General features: G+C 67.7%; 4 protein-coding genes and 2 pseudogenes. 1 reads left to right on the top strand and 5 read right to left on the bottom strand.

Translation table 11 applies throughout. The features are described from left to right. The 3 genes and pseudogenes from A5706_RS35185 to A5706_RS07730 form a co-directional block, all read right to left on the bottom strand. Positions 1–147, bottom strand: a pseudogene (locus tag A5706_RS35185) (DUF4193 domain-containing protein); the annotation flags it as partial. 154 nt (positions 148–301) lie between these two features. Next, complete coding sequence (locus tag A5706_RS07725) at positions 302–574, bottom strand: hypothetical protein (protein ID WP_068128795.1); 273 nt, start codon at positions 572–574, stop codon at positions 302–304. A 64-nt stretch (positions 575–638) separates the two neighbouring features. Then, on the bottom strand, positions 639–950 hold the full coding sequence (locus tag A5706_RS07730; RefSeq protein ID WP_068128797.1) for an MnhB domain-containing protein: 312 nt from the start codon (positions 948–950) through the stop codon (positions 639–641). Between the two features lie 142 nt (positions 951–1092). On the opposite strand from A5706_RS07730, the gene A5706_RS07735 reads away from it, so the two are divergent. After that, positions 1093–1785: an HAD family hydrolase gene (locus tag A5706_RS07735; RefSeq protein ID WP_068128800.1), complete on the top strand. Its 693-nt coding sequence runs from the start codon at positions 1093–1095 to the stop codon at positions 1783–1785. Here the strand turns inward: A5706_RS07735 and A5706_RS07740 are convergent. Both A5706_RS07740 and A5706_RS07745 read right to left on the bottom strand, forming a co-directional pair. Then, positions 1753–2259 carry a DUF6328 family protein gene (locus A5706_RS07740; protein WP_068128801.1) on the bottom strand — a complete coding sequence of 169 codons (507 nt, stop codon included), beginning with the start codon at positions 2257–2259 and terminating at the stop codon, positions 1753–1755. The genes A5706_RS07735 and A5706_RS07740 overlap by 33 nt on opposite strands. A gap of 60 nt (positions 2260–2319) precedes the next feature. Continuing rightward, positions 2320–2425 (bottom strand): annotated as a pseudogene (locus A5706_RS07745) (STAS domain-containing protein); the annotation flags it as partial.

The raw sequence follows: 2425 nt of genomic DNA on the forward strand, positions 1-2425 counted from the left end.
GGGCAGCTCGAAGAAGACAACATCGTTGGGGTCCTCGTCGACAACCGCGGTGGGTGTACCGGTGGCAGCGAGTTCGCGTAGTGCGGACGCATCCTGGGTCTCGACGTCGGGTATGCGGCGTGCGTCGTAATCGCTGGTGGTCGTCATGGCTGTTCCTCCCTGCTGGACGACGGGTTGACGCACTTGCCTGTACTCACCCGTGGCTGAGTCGGTACCCCGATCACGTGTCGATAACACCTAATCGGCTCAAAAAATTGCGCGGACGACAATTGGGCGGCTCCCATGTCCGTGGAGGGCCGACTCAGCAGGCGATCGGCGTCTTGGCGCGCGCCGCGGAGCCGTCGGCTCTCGTGCCGTGCAGGAACAACGCGACGTTGAAGGCCCGGCGCTGGCTCCGCGATACGAATGCCAGGCCAACCCAGGGCGCCACGACGGCGAGGAGCAGCGCCAGGACCGCCGCCCCCGCATGCCCGGTGACCAGCGCAAGAACGCCAACCGCCAGACCGACCGCCCAGATGACGGCAGCCACGCGACCCGCGATGCTGGGACGCAACGGGCCGGACGTGTCGAGCATGCGCCCCTTATGCCCGGTCAGACCGAAAATTAAACATTTCAGCGGCGGCTCGGCCGGGCGACGGTCAACTGCTCGGCGGCGGCGCGGGCTCGTCGGAATTCATTGCCTGCCAGCGGACTTCGGCCGCGCGCACCTTGCGGTGCGTCTGCAAGAGCCAGGCCACGCCCGCGGCCCCCGACACGGCCGCCAGCAGCACGACCACCGAACCGACCAGGAGGTGCCCGGTCGCGAACGCGTACAGCCCGATTACCAGGGCGACCACGGCGAGGGCCGTCGACGCGAGCCCGGGGGCATTGGCGGCGTGGGTCAACGATTCGCCGGCATGCTGGCGAGAAGTACGGTGGTGGTCAACCGGGTCAGTTTTCGGGGTTCGCAAATTCTCTCCTCGTCAAAACGCTTTTGTGCCAGTGCTGTTCGCATGGCGGATCGTGCCGAAGCCTCGTCGGGGTCTACCCACCGCCCCCATGGGCCAAACGACGGCTCGTGTCAGCCGGCCCCGCCGCGGGTATGCCCCGCGAATGCACACAGCCCCCGCCGTCCTGTTCGACGTGGACGGAACCCTGGTCGATTCCAACTATCTGCACGTCTACGCATGGCAACGCGCCTTCGACGCCGAAGGCATGCCGGTCGCGGCCTGGCAGATCCACCGCTGCATCGGCATGGACGGCGGCACGCTGGTGCGCACGCTGTCCAATGACGCACCCGACGACGTGCAGGACCGGCTCAGCGACGGGCACAGCCGCTACTACCGCGAGGTCACCCCGCTGCTGGCGCCCTTGCCCGGCGCCCGGGAGCTGCTGCAGCGCGTCGCCGCGCTCGGACTGCAAGTGGTGCTGGCCAGTTCGGCACCCGAGGACGAGCTCAAAACCCTGCTCAAGACGCTCGACTGTGACGAGGTCATCGCCGCGAAGACATCGTCGCGCGACGTCGACACCGCCAAACCCGACCCCGGCATCGTGCAGGTGGCGCTCGACCGGGCCGGCGTGGACGCGGACCACGCGGTGTTCGTCGGCGACGCCGTGTGGGATGCCCACGCCGCCGCGGCCGCGGGACTGCCGTGCATCGGACTTTTGAGCGGCGGCATCTCCCGCGCCGAATTGGAGGCGGTTGGCGCGTCACCGATTTTCACGGATCCGCAGGATCTCCTCGAGCATCTGGACGCCACCCGGATCGGGGCGCTACATACCGCGAGTGCGCAACCACAACGGTAAGAGCCACCAAAAGAACGCAAACAGTGCCAGCGCACAAGCTCCCGCAATGAGCCCGGCGCTACGCCCGGCAACCGAGTCGAAAACGATGACCGTCACGCCGGTCAGGGCGGTGCCCAGCAGCCCGAGCCCGGCGTAGGCGCACCGGTGCGCTGCCGACACCAAGACCTGCAGGCGGTGCCGCCGGAACAGCAGCCGGTGAATGCCGACCGGGGTGACCAGCAGCACCGTCGCGCCCACCGAACAGCCGACGGTCACCAGGTACACGATCCGCATGGGTTCGGCGAGAACGCCGAAGCGCTGCTGGAACGGGAGCGTCAACAGGAAACCGGTCAGCAGCTGGACGCCGGTCTGCACGACACGCAGCTCCTGCAGCAGGCTGTTCCAATTGCGGTCCAGCCGTTCGATTTCGGTCTCGCCGCGCTGGCTGTGATCCCACTGCTGGTCATCTTCCGGATGATCGACGTCGTCACCCATGACACCGATCATCCCACCGGGAAGTGATGGTTGAGGGAACGTTGGGCCGCGGAGGGCGCGTCAGCGGCTGCTGTTGCCGTCCCGGACGGCGGTCAACGCGTCGTCCAGCGTCGGGTACAGCGGGAAGGTCTTGTCCAGGCCGGTGAGGTGGATCGGCCGCCTGGTC

The organism is Mycobacterium sp. E796, from assembly GCF_001672815.1.
GTDB lineage: Bacteria > Actinomycetota > Actinomycetes > Mycobacteriales > Mycobacteriaceae > Mycobacterium.